General features: G+C 65.0%; 16 protein-coding genes. 13 read left to right on the top strand and 3 right to left on the bottom strand.

Annotated features, from left to right (window positions below):
- The first annotated feature begins 75 nt into the window (after nt 1-75).
- Complete coding sequence (locus tag AC2TZ7_RS16900) at nt 76-1,524, top strand: TrkH family potassium uptake protein (protein ID WP_489865092.1); 1,449 nt, start codon at nt 76-78, stop codon at nt 1,522-1,524.
- Here the strand turns inward: AC2TZ7_RS16900 and AC2TZ7_RS16895 are convergent, their stop codons facing one another.
- Nucleotides 1,525-3,447, bottom strand: coding sequence for a trypsin-like peptidase domain-containing protein (locus AC2TZ7_RS16895; RefSeq protein ID WP_489865091.1), 1,923 nt, complete (start codon nt 3,445-3,447; stop codon nt 1,525-1,527).
- 222 nt (nt 3,448-3,669) lie between these two features.
- Here AC2TZ7_RS16895 and AC2TZ7_RS16890 point away from each other — a divergent pair, with 222 nt between their 5' ends.
- The 8 genes from AC2TZ7_RS16890 (at nt 3,670) to glmM (ending at nt 14,413) form a co-directional block, all read left to right on the top strand.
- The gene (locus AC2TZ7_RS16890) at nt 3,670-4,617 is read left to right on the top strand and encodes a glycine--tRNA ligase subunit alpha (protein WP_489865090.1); all 948 of its coding nucleotides are present in this window, start codon (nt 3,670-3,672) and stop codon (nt 4,615-4,617) included.
- Nucleotides 4,614-5,090 carry a DUF6446 family protein gene (locus AC2TZ7_RS16885; RefSeq protein ID WP_078541861.1) on the top strand — a complete coding sequence of 159 codons (477 nt, stop codon included), beginning with the start codon at nt 4,614-4,616 and terminating at the stop codon, nt 5,088-5,090. The genes AC2TZ7_RS16890 and AC2TZ7_RS16885 overlap by 4 nt, the downstream gene beginning before the upstream one ends.
- Nucleotide 5,091: 1 nt before the next feature.
- Nucleotides 5,092-7,335 (top strand): glycine--tRNA ligase subunit beta, encoded by a 2,244-nt coding sequence (gene glyS, locus AC2TZ7_RS16880; RefSeq protein ID WP_489865089.1) that lies wholly within the window; start codon nt 5,092-5,094, stop codon nt 7,333-7,335.
- A gap of 165 nt (nt 7,336-7,500) precedes the next feature.
- Entirely contained in the window at nt 7,501-10,041 is a 2,541-nt protein-coding gene (locus AC2TZ7_RS16875) for a putative PEP-binding protein (protein ID WP_489865088.1), read from the top strand.
- 256 nt (nt 10,042-10,297) lie between these two features.
- Nucleotides 10,298-10,978: a cell wall hydrolase gene (locus AC2TZ7_RS16870; RefSeq protein ID WP_489865087.1), complete on the top strand. Its 681-nt coding sequence runs from the start codon at nt 10,298-10,300 to the stop codon at nt 10,976-10,978.
- Nucleotides 10,979-11,092: 114 nt separating this feature from the next.
- Nucleotides 11,093-12,013 (top strand): dihydroneopterin aldolase, encoded by a 921-nt coding sequence (locus AC2TZ7_RS16865; protein WP_489865086.1) that lies wholly within the window; start codon nt 11,093-11,095, stop codon nt 12,011-12,013.
- A 40-nt stretch (nt 12,014-12,053) separates the two neighbouring features.
- Entirely contained in the window at nt 12,054-13,073 is a 1,020-nt protein-coding gene (gene folP, locus AC2TZ7_RS16860; RefSeq protein ID WP_489865085.1) for a dihydropteroate synthase, read from the top strand.
- A complete protein-coding gene (gene glmM / locus AC2TZ7_RS16855; protein ID WP_489865084.1) occupies nt 13,070-14,413 on the top strand; it encodes a phosphoglucosamine mutase in 1,344 nt (447 codons plus the stop codon). The genes folP and glmM overlap by 4 nt, the downstream gene beginning before the upstream one ends.
- Nucleotides 14,414-14,540: 127 nt before the next feature.
- On the opposite strand, the gene AC2TZ7_RS16850 is transcribed toward glmM, so the two are convergent.
- Nucleotides 14,541-14,933, bottom strand: a complete 393-nt coding sequence (locus tag AC2TZ7_RS16850) for a hypothetical protein (RefSeq protein WP_489865083.1) — start codon at nt 14,931-14,933, stop codon at nt 14,541-14,543.
- A gap of 161 nt (nt 14,934-15,094) precedes the next feature.
- Here AC2TZ7_RS16850 and AC2TZ7_RS16845 point away from each other — a divergent pair, with 161 nt between their 5' ends.
- Nucleotides 15,095-15,700, top strand: coding sequence for a hypothetical protein (locus AC2TZ7_RS16845; protein WP_489865082.1), 606 nt, complete (start codon nt 15,095-15,097; stop codon nt 15,698-15,700).
- Between the two features lie 64 nt (nt 15,701-15,764).
- On the opposite strand, the gene ilvC is transcribed toward AC2TZ7_RS16845, so the two are convergent.
- Nucleotides 15,765-16,883: a ketol-acid reductoisomerase gene (gene ilvC / locus AC2TZ7_RS16840; protein ID WP_489865081.1), complete on the bottom strand. Its 1,119-nt coding sequence runs from the start codon at nt 16,881-16,883 to the stop codon at nt 15,765-15,767.
- Between the two features lie 29 nt (nt 16,884-16,912).
- Between ilvC and AC2TZ7_RS16835 the strand changes: the two genes are divergently transcribed.
- The 3 genes from AC2TZ7_RS16835 (at nt 16,913) to AC2TZ7_RS16825 (ending at nt 18,792) form a co-directional block, all read left to right on the top strand.
- The gene (locus tag AC2TZ7_RS16835) at nt 16,913-17,371 is read left to right on the top strand and encodes an Lrp/AsnC family transcriptional regulator (protein ID WP_489865080.1); all 459 of its coding nucleotides are present in this window, start codon (nt 16,913-16,915) and stop codon (nt 17,369-17,371) included.
- Nucleotides 17,368-17,829 (top strand): Lrp/AsnC family transcriptional regulator, encoded by a 462-nt coding sequence (locus tag AC2TZ7_RS16830; RefSeq protein WP_098411635.1) that lies wholly within the window; start codon nt 17,368-17,370, stop codon nt 17,827-17,829. Before AC2TZ7_RS16835 ends, AC2TZ7_RS16830 begins: the two co-directional genes overlap by 4 nt.
- A 138-nt stretch (nt 17,830-17,967) precedes the next feature.
- A complete protein-coding gene (locus AC2TZ7_RS16825) occupies nt 17,968-18,792 on the top strand; it encodes an urease accessory protein UreD (RefSeq protein WP_489865079.1) in 825 nt (274 codons plus the stop codon).
- The last annotated feature ends 1 nt before the right edge of the window (nt 18,793 follow it).

The following is an 18,793-nucleotide window of genomic DNA, read 5'->3' as shown; positions in this document are numbered from 1 at the left end:
CACGCTGCGCCACTGCAAGTCCGTCCCGGCCCGTCTGGGATTGACTAGACCGGCGCTCTGGGCAAGGTGGGGCGCATGATCGATCTGCGCCCGGTTGGATATATCATCGGAATGCTGACATCCGTGCTGGGGCTGACGATGCTTATCCCCGCAGCGGTGGATTTGGGCTATGGTGCCGCGCATTGGCTGGTCTTCGTCGAAAGCGCGGTGCTGACGACCACGGCGGGGGCGCTGCTGGCGCTGGCCTCGCGCGACGGGCTGGCCCGGACGCTGTCGATCCATCAAAGCTTTCTACTGACCTCGCTCGTCTGGCTGACGCTGCCCTTCTTCGGGGCGCTGCCTTTCATGCTGGGTGCGCCGCATCTGTCGCTGGTCGATGCCTATTTCGAGGCGATGTCGGGCCTGACCACGACCGGCACTACCGCGATTCCGCATCTCGACGGGTTGCCGCCGGGGGTGAACCTCTGGCGCGGGCTGCTGCAATGGCTGGGCGGTCTGGGGATCATCATCGTCGCGATGATCTTCCTGCCGGTGATGAAGGTCGGCGGGATGCAGTTCTTCCGCTCGGAAGGGTTTGATACGCTTGGGAAAATCCTGCCGCGTGCGATGGACATCTCGACCGCGCTGATCCGCATCTATGTCGGGCTGACCATCGCCTGCGCGCTGACCTATCTCGGCCTCGGGATGAAGGGGTTCGACGCGATCATGCATGCGCTCACCACGATGAGCACGGGCGGGTTTTCCAATTACGACGCCAGCTTCGCCACCTATAAGGGCGCGCCGGAATACGCGGCCTCGGTCTTTATGGCGCTGGCGGCGATGCCGTTCATCCGCTTCGTTCAGGTGATGCGCGGCGACACGATGCCGCTCTGGCGCGACCCGCAGGTGCGCGCCTTCCTGCGCTGGATGGGCTATGCGATCGCGATCATCGTACTCTACCGGATGATCCGCCATGAGGCGTCCTTCTGGCCGACGCTGCGCGAGGTGACGTTCAACGTGGTCTCGACCTTCACTGGGACGGGCTATGCCTCGGAGGACGTGACCCAATGGGGGCATCTGGCCTTCACGATCCTGCTGATTTCCGGGCTGATCGGGGGCTGCACGGCCTCCACCGCCTGTTCGGTCAAGGTGTTCCGCTACCTGATCCTTCTCGAAGCGATCAAGGCGCAGATCCAGCGGCTCTACTCGCCGCATCGTCTGCTGAAGGTGCAATATGACGGCCGCCCGGTCGAGGATAGCGTGGTCAACTCGGTGATGGCGTTCTTCTCGTTGTTCATCCTGATTTTCGGGATGCTGATTATCGCGCTGACCTTCACCGGCCTCGGGACCGAGACCGCGATGACCGCCGCCTGGACCTCGATCGCGAATATCGGCCCCGCTTGGGGGCCGGAGATCACCGCGAACGGCTCGGTCGCGGATTTCCCCGACAGCGCGAAATGGCTGATGAGTGCGGCAATGTGCCTCGGGCGGCTCGAACTGATGAGCGTGCTCGTGCTGCTGCTGCCGCGCTTCTGGCGGGGCTGATCACTTCCAGCAGGAAATCTGCACCACCATCCCGTCCGCGATCTGCTGCAGGTCTTCGGGGTCGCGGTTGACCGCGATACCTGCCGCTTTCGGGGTGAAACCATTGTCCGACAGGCCCGGCGCCATCGCCTTCGCCTGCAGCGCGACGGTCAGGTTGTCGGGCAGCACGCGGTTGGCGTTGTCATTCGAAGGCAGCAACATCCCCACGACCGCGCCGGAGCCGTCGAGAACCGGTCCGCCCACATCGCCCGCGCGGGTCTGCGCCTCGATCCGGGCCTGATTGTCTTGCCCTTCCAGCCCCTTGAGGGCGGAGAGGGTGCCGAAATTCAGCACCGGCGCGGAGAGCGCTTCGGGATAGGAGAAGCCCGCCACCGCCACTTTGCTCCCGGCCATCGGGGCATCGGGGTTGAACTTCGCGATTTCCTTCGGCGCCAGCGTGTCTTTCGGGGTCAGAACCGCATAGCCCTTGGCGCCGCCGTCGAAGCTGAGCGACGCAGGGTGATCCTCGATGGTGATCCGCCCGCATTGGTCGAGCCCCTCGGCGGCGGTCAGCACATGGCCATCGGCATCGATGAAGAAGCCCGAGCGCGAGAAGATCGGCGCGCGCTTCTCGATGCCTGCCATCAGGGCGGCCCGCGTCACCGACATCGGCTGGCCGAGCGTCGCGTCGAGCGACGAGGTCCCGATGGGCGTGAAGCTCTTTTTCATCGCGTCGAGCACGCGGGCCCTGCGCTTGTCGTTCCCGGCGGGCCAGACCAGCGTGAAACCCTTGATCTGCCCACGCGAGAGTTCCGCATGGGTGTAGGACTGCACCGCGCTGTTCTGGCCTTCGATGGTGAAGCTGTTGCCGCGGATGTTGCGCTCGCCCCCCGTCGGTACGATTTCGAGCGTCTGCATCGCGTCATAGAGGCCGCGCAGCCGCGCCGCATCGCCGGGCTGCGAGATCAGCAGAACCTGCACGCCGCTGCCATCCTTGGGCGTGTAATTCACGAAGGGCGCGTTGTAGCGGTCGAATTTCACCAGCCCCATCGGCAGGTCGATCCGGATGCCGGCCTGATCTTCGGTCACGGTCTGCAGCCCCAGCGCCGCGCGCTCGGAGGCGACCTTGTCCAGAAGCGCCGCCTGCTGGGTCGAGGACAGCACGCCGGTCGGCTCGTAATCGTTCTTCATCTGCCAGTCGGCGATCGAGCTGCGCGTACCGCGGCCGAAAATCCCGTCGATAGCGCCCTGATAGCTGCCTTCCCATTCCAGAGCTGTCTGGATGTCGCGCTTGGTCTGCGGATCGAGCGCAGCCTCCAGTCGACGCGAGTCCCGCAGCGTCTCGACCGGTTCTGGCGCGGGCGTGACCTCTTGCGGGGCGGGGGCGGCGGCTGTGGCGTCGGGGCTCACCGGCTCAGGCGCGGTTGCGGTGTCTTGCGCAGGCGTGTCCGGGGGCGTGGTCTGGCCATCCGATTGCGCGGTCGCATCCGGCCCGTCCAGCGGCTCCACGTCGATCGGGGCGGGCATCGGCGCGCCGCGCACGTCGCTTTGGGTGTCGGCCTGCGGGGCGGGCTGTTCGGGCGCCTGCGCGGGGGCGTTCAGGGTCGCGCCAACCGGCCAGAACTGCTGGCGGAAGTTGTTGCCATCGGCTACGAAACTGTCGCGCGGGATCAGCCCCTCGCGGCGCAGAACCCGGCGGCGCGCATTCGCCTCCGCATCATCGGCAAAGGGGCCGAGCGCGATCGCATACCAACCGGAATCGAGCCGGAAACCGGTCGTGTCGGGGAACATGCCCGCCCAGTCGCGGGCGCGCGCTTCGGCTTGGGCAAGCGAGCTTTTCGCCTCGATCTGCACCCAGGCTTCGGCCCAAGCCGTGCCGGTCCAGAGCATGCCGGTGAGGCTGGCGCCGACGACGATCGAAACTGTCCGTGAAATTGCCCGCATTGCTGCCCCCGTAATACCTGCTTTTCCCTCGACCTTAGCGCAACGAGGGGCGAGGTCACCCCCCGAACGCCCCCGACCGGGTCATGAAATCCGCCGTTGTGGGGCGGGAGCCGCAGCATTGCCCGTCGAGTGGCGCAGATCGTCCGCCCTAATCCTTGCAGGGCGTTGACGCCCCCGCGCCCCTTGCCTAGAGAGAAGGCGCTTCAACGGAAGGTGCGAAATATGGCAAACCCGGACGCCCCGAAATCCTTTCAGGAAATCATCCTGCGCCTGATGAGCTATTGGGCCTCGAAAGGCTGCGCGGTGATGCAGCCTTATGACATGGAAGTGGGGGCAGGCACCTTCCACCCGGCGACGACGCTGCGCGCGCTCGGCTCCAAGCCCTGGGCGGCCGCCTATGTCCAGCCCTCGCGCCGTCCGACCGATGGCCGCTATGGCGAGAACCCGAACCGCCTGCAGCACTACTATCAGTATCAGGTGCTCATCAAACCGAGCCCGCCGGACCTGCAGGAGCTGTATCTCGGCTCGCTCCGCGCGATCGGGATCGACACCGAACTGCACGATATCCGCTTCGTGGAAGACGACTGGGAAAGCCCGACGCTCGGCGCGTGGGGGCTTGGCTGGGAGGTCTGGTGCGACGGTATGGAAGTCAGCCAGTTCACCTATTTCCAGCAGGTCGGCGGCCATGACTGCAAGCCGGTCTCGGGCGAGCTGACCTACGGGCTCGAGCGTCTGGCGATGTATGTGCTGGGCATCGATCACGTCATGGATATGCCCTATAACGACCCGTCCGCGCCGATCGCGCTGAAATACGGCGACGTGTTCCGCCAGACCGAGCAGGAATATTCGCGCTGGAATTTCGACGTGGCCGATACCGAGACGCTGCTGCGCCATTTCGAGGATGCCGAGGCCGAATGCGAACGTATCCTCGCCTCGCCCGAGGCCGACGATGCGGGCCGCAAGATCATCATGGCGCATCCGGCCTACGACCAGTGCATCAAGGCGTCGCATCTCTTCAATCTGCTCGACGCGCGCGGCGTGATTTCGGTCACCGAGCGTCAGGCCTATATCGGTCGCGTCCGTGCGCTGGCCAAGGCCTGCGCCGACGCTTTCGTGCAGACCGAAGCGGGCGGGGCCTCGCAGAATGAAGCCAACGAGGCTGTCGCGTGAATGGTAAGCTCATCGGAGGCGGCATCGTGGTAATCGCGCTCGTCTTCGGCGCGGTGGTCTATTATTCGCAGGAATACGGTTATTACGACGAGATCGCGCCGGGCTCCGACGCGGCGAAAGTCTCGCTGATGGAGCTGGACGGTACGACGCAGGACCCGTTGCAGGCCGAGGGCTACAAGGGGATCGACGCGGACAGCTCGCCCCTGCGCTACCGCGCCTGCTTCGACACCGATCTGTCGATTGCAACGGCGACCGAGACCTATGAGGTCTATGACCGACCGACCCCGCTGATCGGCCCCAAATGGTTCGACTGCTATGACGCGAAAACCATCGGCGCGGACCTCGAGGCAGGCCGTGCGGTGGCCTTCCTGTCGCAACACAACATCCACCCCGGCGTTGACCGCGTCGTGGCTCTTTATCCCGATGGCCGGGCCTATGTCTGGCACCAACTGAACGACGAAGCGGAGAAATGACATGCCCGATCTTCTGATTGAACTGTTCTCCGAAGAAATCCCCGCGCGGATGCAGCCCAAGGCCCGCGAGGATCTGAAGAAACTGATCACCGATGGCGTCGTCGAGGCAGGTCTGACCTATGCCTCCGCCGGCGCTTTCTCGACCCCGCGCCGCCTGACGCTGACCGTCGAGGGGCTGACCGCGAATTCGCCGACCCTGCGCGAAGAGCGCAAGGGCCCGCGCACCGACGCGCCCGAAAAGGCGGTCGAGGGCTTCCTGCGCTCGACCGGGCTCACGATGGATCAGCTCGAGGCGCGCGACGACAAGAAGGGGCAGGTCTATTTCGCCGTGATCGAAAAGCCGGGCCGCCCCGCGACCGAGATCGTGGCCGAGGTGCTCGAGAAAACGATCCGCAACTTCCCCTGGCCGAAATCCATGCGTTGGGGCGAAGGCAGCCTGCGCTGGGTGCGCCCGCTGCATTCGATCCTCGCGATCCTGACCGACGAGGCCGGCGCGACCGTCGTGCCGCTCGACGTGGATGGCATCAAAGCCGGCGACACCACGCGCGGTCACCGCTTCATGGCGCCCGACGTGCTTCAGGTCTCGGGCTACGAGAGCTACGCCAAGCAGTTGAAGGCCGCCAAGGTCATGCTCGACCCCAATGAGCGCGCCGAGGCGATCGACCACGATGCCGCGCAGATGGCCTTCGCCAAGGGCTGGGAAGTGGTGCCGGACAAGGGCCTTCTGGCCGAGGTCTCGGGCCTCGTCGAATGGCCCGTCACCCTGATGGGCGAGATCGACGGCGAATTCCTCGACCTGCCGCCCGAGGTGCTGCAGACCTCGATGAAAGAGCATCAGAAATTCTTCTCGGTGAAGAACCCCAAGACCGGCCGGATCGAGGGTTTCGTCACCGTCGCCAACCGCGAGACCGCCGATCACGGCGCGACCATCCTCGCGGGCAACCAGAAGGTGCTCTCGGCGCGTCTGTCGGATGCCAAGTTCTTCTGGGAAAACGACCTGCGCACCGTTCAGGCCCACGGGCTCGAAGGGATGGGCGCGGGGCTCGACGCCGTGACCTTCCACAACAAGCTGGGCTCGCAGGGCGACCGCATCCGACGCATCGAAAACCTCGCGCGCGAAATCGCGCCCTTGGTCGGCGCGAAGCCGGACCTCGCCGCCGAAGCCGCCCGCGTCGCCAAATCCGATCTGCGCTCGGAAATGGTCTATGAATTCCCCGAGCTGCAGGGCGTGATGGGCCGCTATTACGCGCAAAAAGCGGGGCTGTCCGACGCCGTCGCCGATGCCTGCCGCGACCACTACGCGCCGCTGGGCCCGTCCGATGCTGTGCCGTCCGAACCCGTCTCGGTCGCCGTCGCCTTGGCCGACAAGATCGACACGCTGACCGGCTTCTGGGCGATCGACGAGAAACCCACGGGCTCGAAGGACCCATTCGCGCTGCGTCGCGCCGCGCTGGGTGTGATCCGGTTGGTGCTGGCTAATGAGATTCGAGTGTCGCCTACTGCCATATTCTTTAAAATGATCGCTTCTGGGATTATTGGCCAGAAGGTCAACCAGGATCCTATCGCGAGGGTGGCGCAACAAGAATTCCCCGCCATCGAAAATTCAAAAGTCCAACTTGCGGTTCACGAAATGAAAATCGCAGCGTTTGAAGATGTGATTGAACGATTGGAATCTAAAGATTTTTCTCGTGGGGTGGCGGAGAATGCCGTTCAGAAGGCAAACGACCTCCTCTCCTTCTTCCACGACCGCCTCAAGGTCCACCTGCGCGATGCGGGGATCCGTCACGACGTGATCGACGCCGTGCTCGCCATGCCGGGCAGCGACGATCTCACCCTCGTCGTCAAACGGGCCGAGGCGCTGTCGGACTTTTTCAAGACCGACGATGGCGAGAACCTGATCCAGGGCTTCAAGCGCGCGAACAACATTCTCACGCAGGCCGAGGAAAAGGACGGGGTGGAATACAGCTTCGGCGCCGATCCGAAATTTGCGGAAACGGACGAGGAAAAAGCCCTCTTTGCCGCGCTCGACGCCGCCGAAGCCAAGATCGCCCCAGCGATGGCAGACGAAGATTTCGCCGCCGCGATGTCCGCGATGGCCGACCTGCGCGCGCCGATCGACGCGTTCTTCGAAGCGGTGCAGATCAATGCCGATAACCCGATCCTGCGGCGCAACCGTCTCAACCTGCTTTCGCGCATCCGGCAGATCTGTCTCGATGTGGCTGACCTCACCAAGATCGAAGGCTGATCCTTCCTCTTGGTGGAAATATCCCCGCCGGAGGCGCCCGCACGGCGCCTCCTGTCGCAGGGGTGGGACAGGGCGGGCGTGTGACGCGGCGTATCCTGTCCGAATGTCACACTTGCGAGGGCGGGGAATCAGCCTATCCTGCGTCGAGAGAGAAGGCGCGCTGCAATGCAGAAACCCGTTGAAAACGCTGATTTTGTGACACTTACGCCTTCGGCCTCGGTCGATAAGGCGCGTCACGGCTGGCGCGCGAAATGCCTTCAGCGGCTGATCCGGCTCGAACTTCCCGTCCCGAAAACCGTCGCTCTGCCCGCGGAAACCGTGCGCGCGATCGCGTCGGGACAGGTCTTCGACATGGCGGCGATCGCGGATTGCTTCGGGCCGGAGATGCTGGTCTCGGTCCGGCCGAGCCCGGAAAATCCCGAATGGGGCGGGCCGGGCACGGTGCTCAATGTCGGCATGAATGACGACATGCATGCGGTGCTGTCCAACACGCATGGCAGCGAGGCCGCCGACGCGCTCTATCTGCGCTTCGTACAGCTCTACTCGCTCCATGTGGCGCGGCTCGATCCGGATATGTTCCAGCAGGAGCCCGGGCCAGGCGCGCTGGAAGCGGCGCTCGATGCCTATGAAGAGGAAACCGACGAGCGGTTCCCGCAATCGGGCGCCCAGCAGCTGGCCGAGGTCCTGCGCTCCATGGCGCGGGCCTGGGAGGGCACGACGGCACGGCTCCTGCGGCAGGCCAAGGGCGCGCCACCCGATGCGGTGCTGGGGCTTCTGGTGCAGGAGATGGCGCTGGGGATCGGGCCGGGCCTGTCGGGCTCGGGCACGATGCAATTCGTCGATGGCGTGACCGGGGCGCCGCAGATCACCGGGCGCTTCCGCGGCCAGAGCCAGGGCCGCACCAGCGCGGTCGAGACGCTCTATCTGACGTGCGACCCGCGCGGGGCCTCGCTCGAAGAGGAGGATGGCCGCGTCTTCGACACGCTGAAGGATTACGGCGCGCGCTGCCGGGTGAAGCTGCGCGAAGAGATGCAGATTGAGTTCACCATCGAGAGCGGCAAGGTCCATGTGATCGATGCGGTGCGGGTGCCGCGCTCGTCGCGGGCTGCCGTGCGCATCGCGGTGGCGCTGGCCAATGACGATGTGATCTCGCGCGAGGATGCGCTGCTGCGGGTCGAGCCGCGCGCCATTACCGAGCTTCTGCACTATCAGGTCGATCCGCGTGCGCCGCGCGACGTGCTGGCGCGCGGGATCGCGGCCTCTCCGGGGGCGGCGACCGGCAAGATCGTGTTCTCTGCGGCCGCCGCGCAGGCCTCTGCGGCGCGCGACGAGCCCTGCATCCTCGTGCGCCGCGAAACCTCGCCCGAGGATATCCGCGGCATGCATGCCGCCGTCGCCGTGCTGACCGAACGCGGCGGGATGACCTCCCACGCGGCGGTGATCGCGCGCGGTCTGGGCCTGCCCTGCATCGTCGGCGCGGAGATCGAGATCAACAGCCGCGAGCGTCAGTTCCGCGGTCCCAAGGGGCGGCTGTTCCGCGAGGGCGACACGGTCACGCTCGACGGGACCAATGGCGAGGTGCTGGTGGGGACGGCGGAGATGCTCGCGCCCGCGCTGGATGACGGGTTCCGCACGCTTCTGAGCTGGGCCGATCTGGTGCGCGATATCGGCATCCGCGCCAATGCCGACACGCCGGAGGACGCGCGCACCGCGCTGATGTTCGAGGCGGACGGGATCGGGTTGTGCCGGACCGAGCATATGTTCTTCGACGAAGACCGCCTGACGGTGATGCGCGAGATGATCTTCGCCGACGGGCCGGAGGATCGCCGCGCAGCTCTCGACCGGCTGCTGCCGATGCAGCGGGACGATTTCGGGGCGCTGTTCGAGTTGATGAAGGGGGAGCCGGTCTGTATCCGTCTCTTCGACCCGCCGTTGCACGAATTCCTGCCGCATGACCGCGAGGGGATGCGCGAGCTGGCCGAGGCGCTGGACCGTCCGCTGTCGGAGGTCACGCGCCGGGTGGAGGCCCTCTCGGAGTTCAACCCGATGCTGGGGATGCGCGGCGTGCGCTTGGGCGTGACCGTGCCCGAGATCTACGACATGCAGGCCCGCGCGATCTTCGAGGCCACCGTGGAGGCGCTCCGTCGGGGCGCAGAGGTGGTGCCGGAGATCATGATCCCGCTCGTTTCCGCCTCGCGCGAGGTCGAGATCGTGAAGACACGGGTCGATGCGGTCGCCGCCGCCGTGCGCACCGAGACCAAGGAAGATTTCACCTACCGCCTCGGCGTGATGGTGGAGACGCCCCGAGCGGCCCTGCGCGCCGGTGAGATCGCCGAACACGCGGCCTTCCTGTCCTTCGGGACCAATGACCTCACGCAGATGACCTACGGGCTCTCACGCGATGATGCGGGGCGCTTCATGTCGACCTATGTGAACCAGCAGGTCTATAGCGAAGACCCGTTCCATATCCTCGACGTTGAAGGGGTAGGGGAGTTGCTGCTGATCGGGGCCGCGCGCGGACGCACCGCCCGGCCCGATGTCACGATCTCGGTCTGTGGCGAACATGGCGGAAACCCCGAATCAATCGCCTTCTGCCGGGCTGCGGGCTTCGATTATGTCTCCTGTTCGCCTTTCCGGGTGCCGGTCGCCCGTCTCGCCGCTGCCCATTTCGCACTCCTTGCGCCGCGCGGTCGATCTTTTCCCTAGAGGTAAGGTCACAGAAGCGAAATTTTGGCCGTTTTTCTCAAATACCATTGGCAAATCGGCGCGCGTCGCGCTATGCGATTCGACAGGGACATCGCACGCAAATCACCGTGCATTTTGGCAAGATTCCGCCGTGACTCCGTAGGGGGTCGCGCATTTTTTCGTGAAAACCTAGACATGGATAGCTTCCTCGGGTAAGCGGTGCGCCGTCGCGGCTCAATGGGGGGTGCGCGGCGATTGACCTTATCGGAAGAAAACCATGTCACTGCTGAAAAGCTGGACGGGGGGTGCTGCCATCCTCCTCGCCCTCGCCGGAGGCTTGCGTGCCGAAGTCACGGTAAGCCAGTCGAACGACCCCACCGAGGTCGCCGAACAAGGACTGATGTCGGTCCTGTGGACGGAGCGCTCCGCGATGAGCGCGATCGACAAGCGACGCGTCACCGCGCTCACCATGGCGCCGGAACGGTCCAGGAAACAAGCGACCATGCCGGAAGTCCTGTCTGCCAAATGGCTGTCCGCGCAACCCGCTGCCAAGGGTGGCGAGCAGTTCCAATGCCTCTCGCAGGCGCTTTACTTCGAAGCGCGTGGCGAAGGCGTGAAGGGCCAGCAGGCCGTCGCCGAGGTCATCCTGAACCGTGTCGACGATCCGCGCTTCCCCGGTTCGATCTGCGGCGTTGTCCATCAGGGCAATTCGCGTGCCTGCCAGTTCAGCTGGTATTGCGACGGTCGCTCCGACACCGTCCGCAACAAGGGCGCCTACGCCGAAGTCGCGAAAGTCGCCCGGGCGATGATCGACGGTGCGCCGCGCTCGCTGACCGACGGGGCGACCTACTTCCACACGCACGCCGTGCGCCCGAGCTGGTCGCGCCGCTTCGCGAAAACCGCGTCGATCGGCCATCACATCTTCTATGCCAACCCGATGCGCACCGCCTCGAACTGAGGTCGCGCTTTCAGGGGCTCGCGTCGCGGGCAGGCGATGAAATGACGGTTGAGGGTGGGCTTCGGTCCGCCCTTTTTCTATGCTCGACATGACTGAAAAATTCTCGAGGCGCGCATGAGTTCCGATATTTCCCTCGCCTTTTCGCATCCCGAAGCGCGGGCGGCGGCCTCTGCGCCCACCGACCCCCGGGATCGCATCTCGCTGCGCGACCATGTGGTGGAGGCCGATATCGGCGCCTTCCAGCAGGAGCGCGGCCATACGCAGCGCCTGCAGTTCAACGTGGTGGTAGAGGTGCGGCCCACGCCGGAGCCGCTCGAGGACGATGTGGATCGCATCCTCTCCTATGACCGGATCACCGAGGCGATCGCGGCGGAATTGGCCGAGGAGCGGGTGAACCTGCTGGAGACACTCGCAGCCGGCGTTGCCGAGCGTATCCTTGCCAGCCCGCAGGCGATGCGCGTCTTCGTGCGGATCGAAAAGCTCGACCGCGGCCCCGGTGCGCTCGGCGTCGAGATCGTGCGCTCCCGTGCCTCCGTCCCGGTGAAAAGCGTCGATGAGAGCGGGGTGGAGGAAAGCCTGCACCCGGTCGTCGCCTATCTGTCGAACGCGGCCATCGACGCGCCCGACCTCGCGGCGCGGCTCGACGTGCTGCAGGAGACGGGCCATCCGGTGATCCTTGCCGTGGGGCTGCCCGATGGCGCCGTGCCCGAAAGCGGGCAGGGGCCCACGCAGCGCCGCATCGACCTGCTCGCGATCGAGCAGAACGCATGGCGGCTCGCGGCCCGCGATCCGCGCTGCGTCGTGGTGGCGACCCGCACCGAGATCGACTGGGCGATGCGCCACGGCCAGATGGTCGTCTGGGCCCCTTCCAAGATCGTGCTGGACGCGACCGACGGCCCGAAAAGCCCCGCGCGCGACGCGATGGCGCTGGCGCTGTGGCTGGCCGAGCAGATGGCAGCGACCCGGCTGGAAGTTCACGGGACTGTTTCAGCCCGGGCAGGAAGCCGCGTGCCGGTCGAGGTGCGCCCGCTCTGAACGGCTTGAACTCTCGGGCGCAATCGGGTGAATGGTGCGCATGGAGAAGCTCTATTATCGACCCGTCGCCCGAACCGACTCCGCCCGTCCCGACACGGCCCTGACCCTCGCCGGGGGCTGGTGCTGGTTCGATGAGGTGGAGATTCTGCGCCGCGATGGCGGGCCCGAGATCATCCCCGCAGCCCATCTGCCCGAAGAGGTGATGGAGCGGCTGTGCACCCCGCGCACCCCGGTCGCCGGGATCACGCTCGATGCGCCCCGGATCATGGGCATCCTGAACGTCACCCCCGACAGCTTCTCCGATGGCGGACGCTTCGACGTCGAGGACGCCGCGATCGAGCGCGCCGTCGCGCTGCGCAAGATGGGTGCCGACATTCTCGATATCGGCGGCGAGTCGACGCGTCCCGGCGCCACTGAGGTCGAGGAAGACGAAGAGATTGCCCGTACCGCACCCGTGATCGCGGCGCTGCGCGATGCCGATTTCGACGCGCCGATCTCCATCGACACCCGCAAGTCGCTGGTCGCCGATCAGGCGCTGGAGGCGGGGGCCGCGATGCTCAACGACGTCTCCGCGATGGAATTCGATCCGGCGATGGTCGAGGTCGCGCAGGTCTCCGGCGCGCCGATCTGCCTGATGCACGCGCAGGGCCTGCCCGAGACGATGCAGGACGATCCGCGCTACACGGATGTTCTGCTCGACGTCTACGACTATCTCGAAGACCGCATCGCGCTGGCCGAGGATTACGGCATCGCGCGGGAGGCGATCATCGCCGATCCCGGCATCGGCTTCGGCAAGACCGCGCAGCACAATCTCGCCCTGATCCGCGGTCTCAGCCTGTTTCACGGGCTGGGCTGCCCCGTCCTGCTCGGCGTGTCGCGCAAGCGCTTCATCGGGGCCGTGGGCGGTGCCGAGGAGGCCGATAGCCGCGCCCCCGGCACTTTGGCCGTGACGCTCGCCGGGCTCGATCAGGGCATTCAAATTCACCGCGTCCACGATGTGGCCGAGATCGCCCAAGGCATCCGGCTCTGGGACGCGATCAAAAGAGGTTTTGAGGAATGAGCAGGAAGCTTTTTGGCACCGATGGTGTCCGCGGCGAGGCCAATTCCGGCAACATGACCGCCGAGATGGCACTGAAACTGGGCGCTGCCGCGGGTCGCTATTTCCGGCAGGACGACTCGCGCGGCCACCGCGTGGTGATCGGCAAGGACACGCGGCTCTCGGGCTACATGTTCGAGAACGCGCTGACGGCGGGTCTGACCTCGACGGGGATGAACGTGCTGCTGCTCGGCCCGGTGCCGACGCCCGCGGTGGGCTACCTGACCCGCTCGATGCGCGCCGATATGGGCATCATGATCTCCGCCAGCCACAACCCGGCCAAGGATAACGGGATCAAGTTCTTCGGCCCCGACGGGTTCAAGCTTAGCGATGAGGCCGAGACCGAGATCGAGGCGATGCTGGACACCGATATCCGCCTCGCGCGTCCCGAGAATATCGGCCGCGCCAAGCGGATCGACGACGGTCTGGGGCGCTATGTCGAATATGCCAAGACCACCTTCCCGAAACTGCGCAAGCCCGACCTGAAAGTGGTCGTCGATTGCGCCAATGGGGCGGCCTATCGCGCGGCGCCGGCGGTTCTGTGGGAGCTGGGCTGCGAAGTGATCCCGGTCGGTGTCTCGCCCGACGGGCGCAACATCAACGATGGCTGCGGCTCGACGCATGTCAGCACCTGCGCCGAGGCCGTGGTGGCGCATGGCGCCGATCTTGGCATCTCGCTCGACGGCGACGCGGACCGGGTGATGATCATCGACGAGACTGGCCATGTCGCCGATGGCGATCAGATCATGGCGCTGTTCGCGAAACGCTGGGCCGAATCCGGTCAACTGTCCGGCGGCGCGCTGGTGGCGACCGTGATGTCCAACCTTGGTCTGGAGCGTTTCCTTGAGGCCGAGGGGCTGCGGCTCGAGCGGACCAAGGTCGGCGACCGCTACGTGGTCGAGCGGATGCGTGAAGGCGGCTTCAATCTGGGCGGCGAGCAATCGGGCCATATCGTCATGACCGATTACGCCACGACCGGCGACGGTCTGATGGCGGGGCTGCAGTTCCTCGCCGCGATGGTCGAGACCGATCAACGCGCCTCCGACCTCGTGCGGCAATTCGAGACCGTGCCGCAAATGTTGAAAAACGTAAGGTATCAGGCGGGGCAGGAGCCCCTGAGCGCCGATAATGTTGCAAAAGCGATATTGGACGCGGAGAATCGTCTGAATGGTCAGGGTCGTCTTCTGATCCGCAAATCCGGCACCGAGCCGCTGATCCGCGTGATGGCGGAATGCGAGGACGAGGGCCTGCTGGAAGCGACCGTCGACAGCATCGTCGCCGCCGTCGAGGCCGAAACCGCGTAAGGGGGCTCTGCCCCCGTCGCCGTAGGGCGACAATCAACCGAGAATGAGGGGGCTCTGCCCCCGGCCTGCGGCCGTCCCCGGGATATTTTGAAAGAGCGAAGCAGGGGGCCGCGCGCCCCCTTTTTGCTCAGCCGCCGTAGAGCCGCAGCCCCAGCCAGATCAGGGCGACCGCCTCGAACACCGTCCAGAGCACGCCGACCCAACGCCAGAATGTCGGCCCCGCCTCCGCGCGCCAGACCGAGCGGACCAGACCGATCAGCACTGCGATCCGGTAGATCCCGGCGGCCACGGCGAAGCTTCCGAAGAACGCGCCAAGATGGCCCGGCGAGATCAGCGCGGTGAACAGCGCAAGGATCACGATCAACGGCACCACCACCAGCGCGGGCCCATAATTGCCCGCCCAGAACGTATCCCCCGGCGCGAGCCGCCCGGCGAAAAGATCGCCGAACCATTTCGGGGTGAAGAATTTTGCGCGCTCCTCGAAGATCGCTTCGAGTTCCTCGTGGTCGGGTTCGGCCATCTGCTTCCCTTTCAATTCGCGGAACTGTGACAAGAAACCCGTAGACCCGCAAGGCGGCGCGCTGCCGCGGTCAGCGTCTGGAGTGACCAAAACGTGACTGAACTTCAAGGCCTTCCGCTGCTTTGGAGCAATGGAGGGGCGATATTTACCGGAGGTGCGTCATGGACCAATCATCCATTTTTCCCACATCAGATTTCTGGCCGCTCGCGATCGGCTTCTTATCGCTCTCGATCAACTATTTCGTCCAAGGCGGCGCAGCGGTCGCGAACGGCCCGAGTTGGTCCGGCGACCCGCTGGCGCAGGAGCGTACCTTGGGCCTCTGGGGGATATTCCTTGGCGGGTTCGGCCAGCTTCTGACCGGCATCTACCTGATGGTCGGCCTGACTTGGTTTCCGGTCTTCGCCAATGCCGCGCCGCTCTACATGGCGGCCGTCGCCTTCTCGCTCTACGGCATCCACTGGTTCGTCATCGGCCTGCGCCGCTACACCCATTCCGATCCCGGGCCCGAGGCGTGGATGGCGATCCCGCTGTTCGGGTTGAGCGCGATGGGCACGATCTCGTTCTGGGGCAATGGCGACATCCCCGCCGCGATCCTCTTCATCGGCCTGATGCTGATCTATCTCGCCGAATTCGGCGCGCGCTGGACCAATAGCGAGGCGGCGGAAAAAGCGGGCGGCGTGTTCCAGCTGCTGACCGGCGTCTGGCTCTTCTACCTTGCCTGGGGCGTGACGATGAACATGGCCAACGGCGCGAGCTACTGGGTGTAGCCCCGATCAAAAAAGAACCCCCGGCGCATAGGCCGGGGGTCCGATCTCGTCACTGTCGTGCAGATCAGTTGCGCGACTTGTCGACCATCTTGCCCTTGGAGATCCAGGGCATCATGGCGCGCAGCTTCTCGCCGACTTGCTCGATTTCGTGCTCGTCGTTGATGCGACGGGTCGCCTTGAAGAAGGGCTGGCCGACGGCGTTTTCCTGCATGAAGTCACGCACGAACTTGCCGGTCTGGATGTCGGTCAGGACGTCCTTCATGCGCTTCTTGGTTTCCTCGTAGGGGAGGATGCGCGGACCCGAGACATACTCGCCATATTCGGCGGTGTTCGAGATCGAGTAGTTCATGTTCGCGATGCCGCCTTCATAGATCAGGTCGACGATCAGCTTCACTTCGTGGAGGCACTCGAAATAGGCCATTTCCGGCTCGTAACCGGCTTCCACGAGGGTCTCGAAGCCCATGCGGATCAGTTCGACGAGGCCGCCGCAGAGAACTGCCTGCTCGCCGAAGAGGTCGGTTTCGCATTCCTGACGGAAGTTGGTCTCGATGATGCCCGAGCGGCCGCCACCGATGGCCGAGCAGTAGCTCAGCGCGATGTCCTGCGCCTTGCCGGTCGCGTCGTTCTCGACCGCGAAGAGGCACGGCACGCCGCCGCCCTTGGTGTATTCGCCGCGCACGGTGTGACCCGGGCCTTTCGGCGCCATCATGATCACGTCGATGCCGGGCTTCGGCTCGATCAGGCCGAAATGCACGTTCAGGCCGTGGGCGAACGCGATCGCCGAGCCGTCTTTCAGGTTGTCATGGACGTACTTCTTGTAGGTCTCGGCCTGAAGTTCGTCGGGCATGGTGAACATGATCACGTCGCACCAGGCAGCCGCTTCGGCGATACCCATCACCTGCAGGCCTTCGCCTTCGGCTTTCGTTTTCGAGGGCGAGCCGTCGCGCAGCGCCACGGCCACGTTCTTCGCACCCGAGTCGCGCAGGTTCAGCGCGTGGGCGTGGCCCTGCGAGCCATAGCCGAGAATGGCGACTTTCTTGTCCTTGATCAGGTTCACATCGCAATCGCGATCATAATAGACGCGCATGGCGTTCCTCCTTTTTGTCTGAGGGTGAGAATAGGAGGTTCTGCGGAAATATGCGTTCAGAAGTTGAGCGTATCCGCTATAGAGGATAAAAGTCATTCGCGATTGTGGGTAAAATCGGAAAATTCATGCAGATCGACGATACGGACCGCCGGATATTGCGTCAGATGATGGCGGAGCCGGGTCTTCCCTCCGCCGAACTGGCCGAGCGCGCGGGCGTCACGCCCGCGACCTGTTGGCGCCGGATCGAGAAGCTGCGCGAAGGCGGGGTGATCCGTGGCGAAGAGGCTTTGATCGACTGGCACACGCTCGGCTGGGCGGTCGAGGTGTCTCTGCGCTTCACCTTGGATAAGACCAACCCCCGCGCTTTCGACGAATTCACCGCAGCCGCGCGCGAGGTCCCGGAAGTGATTGAAATTCAAAGCTTCCTCGGGTCCACCGATATGCGCCTGCAGGTCATCGCCCGCGACATGGCGCATTATCAGGAGATCTACCGCAACCGCATCCTGACCTTGCCGCATATCGCCGAACTCGACGCCCTGATGCTGATCTCGACGATCAAATCCAGCGCGGAGCTGCCGATATGAGCCTTGATCTCGACGATTTCGACCGCCTGCTGCTGCGGGCGCTGAGCCGCGATTCCACACAGAGCGCGGGCGCGTTGGGGCGCAAGCTCGGGCTCTCTCAGCCCGCGACATGGCGCCGAATCCGCCGGATGCAGGAGGCGGGCGTGATCGCGGGGCGCCGCGTGATCGTCGATCCCGAGGCGCTGGGGTTCGGCGTGACGGTGTTTCTGGGCGTGAAGCTCGCCGCGAAAGGTCGCGTCAGTCTTGAGGATTTCGAACGCGCGGTGACCGCGATCCCGGAGGTGCAGCTCGTGCAGCACGTCCTCGGGCTCTTCGATTACCGGCTGCGCGTCACTGCCCGCGATCTGCCCGATTTCGAACGGGTTTTGCGGCGTCGGATCATGACCTTGCCCGGGGTCGGGCAGGTCGAGGCGAATGTGCTGCTCAACGAAGAACGTCGTCCCGGCCCCTTGGGCTGATTCATTACAGTTGAAAAATTGGGCAAACTGCGCGTGAAATGGGCGCAGCTGCCGTTGTGCTTTGGTCAAAGCCAAATCTGCGCGAGCAAGGCATGGACCGCTCCGTTGGTGCGGTTTTGGATCGGGAGGGAGGGACCCATGTTCGACGCGAAAATACAGACTACGGCTGCAGTCGAGATGCAGCGTTCGCGCGGCGTGGCGCGGGCCGCCTTCTCCGGTGCACGGCTGACCGGCCTCCATCAAAGCGGGTCCGCGAAAGCCATTCTGCCGCGCGTTCCGGGCGCGGCAGAAGTGGTTTTCCTGAATACTTCCGGTGGCTTGGCCTCTGTGGACCGGCTTTCCTACAAGACCGAACTGGAAGATGGCGCGAAGCTCGTGGCGACGACCCAAGCCGCCGAGCGCGCCTATCGCGCCGACGGTGATCAGGCGCAGGTCGAGGTGCATCACAATGTCGGCGCCGGGTGCCATCTCGACTGGCTGCCGCAGGAGACGATCCTGTTCGATCGCTCGAAACTTGCGCGCGACACGACGATTTCGCTGGCCGCCGATGCGTCCTGCCTGATGCTCGAGGCGGTGGTTCTGGGCCGGATCGCGATGGGCGAGCGAGTGCAGGACTTGCAGTTTTTCGACATGCGCCGGATCGATCGCGCCGGAAAGCCTGTGTTTTTCGAGCCCTTCTTGCTGAATTCCAACATTTTGGCCAAGGGCGCGCGCAGCGCGGTGCTGGGCGAAGCGCGCGCTTTCGCGACGCTCGTTCTGTGCCAGCAAGGTGCGGAAGACGCGGTGGAGCCCCTGCGCGCGGTGCTCGATGAGCCGGGCGTCGAAGGGGCGGCTTCAGGGTTCGACGGGAAATGCGTCATTCGCCTTCTCGCACGGGATGGCTGGCCGATGCGGCGACAAATTCTACGACTTTTCAATACGTTGCGACGCGGTGAAGCGGCGCCGCGCGTGTGGCAGATCTGAG

Source organism: Thioclava sp. ISO4 (genome assembly GCF_058105145.1).
Note: the sequence above shows the minus strand (reverse complement) of the source record. Positions and strands in the feature narration are given on the sequence as shown.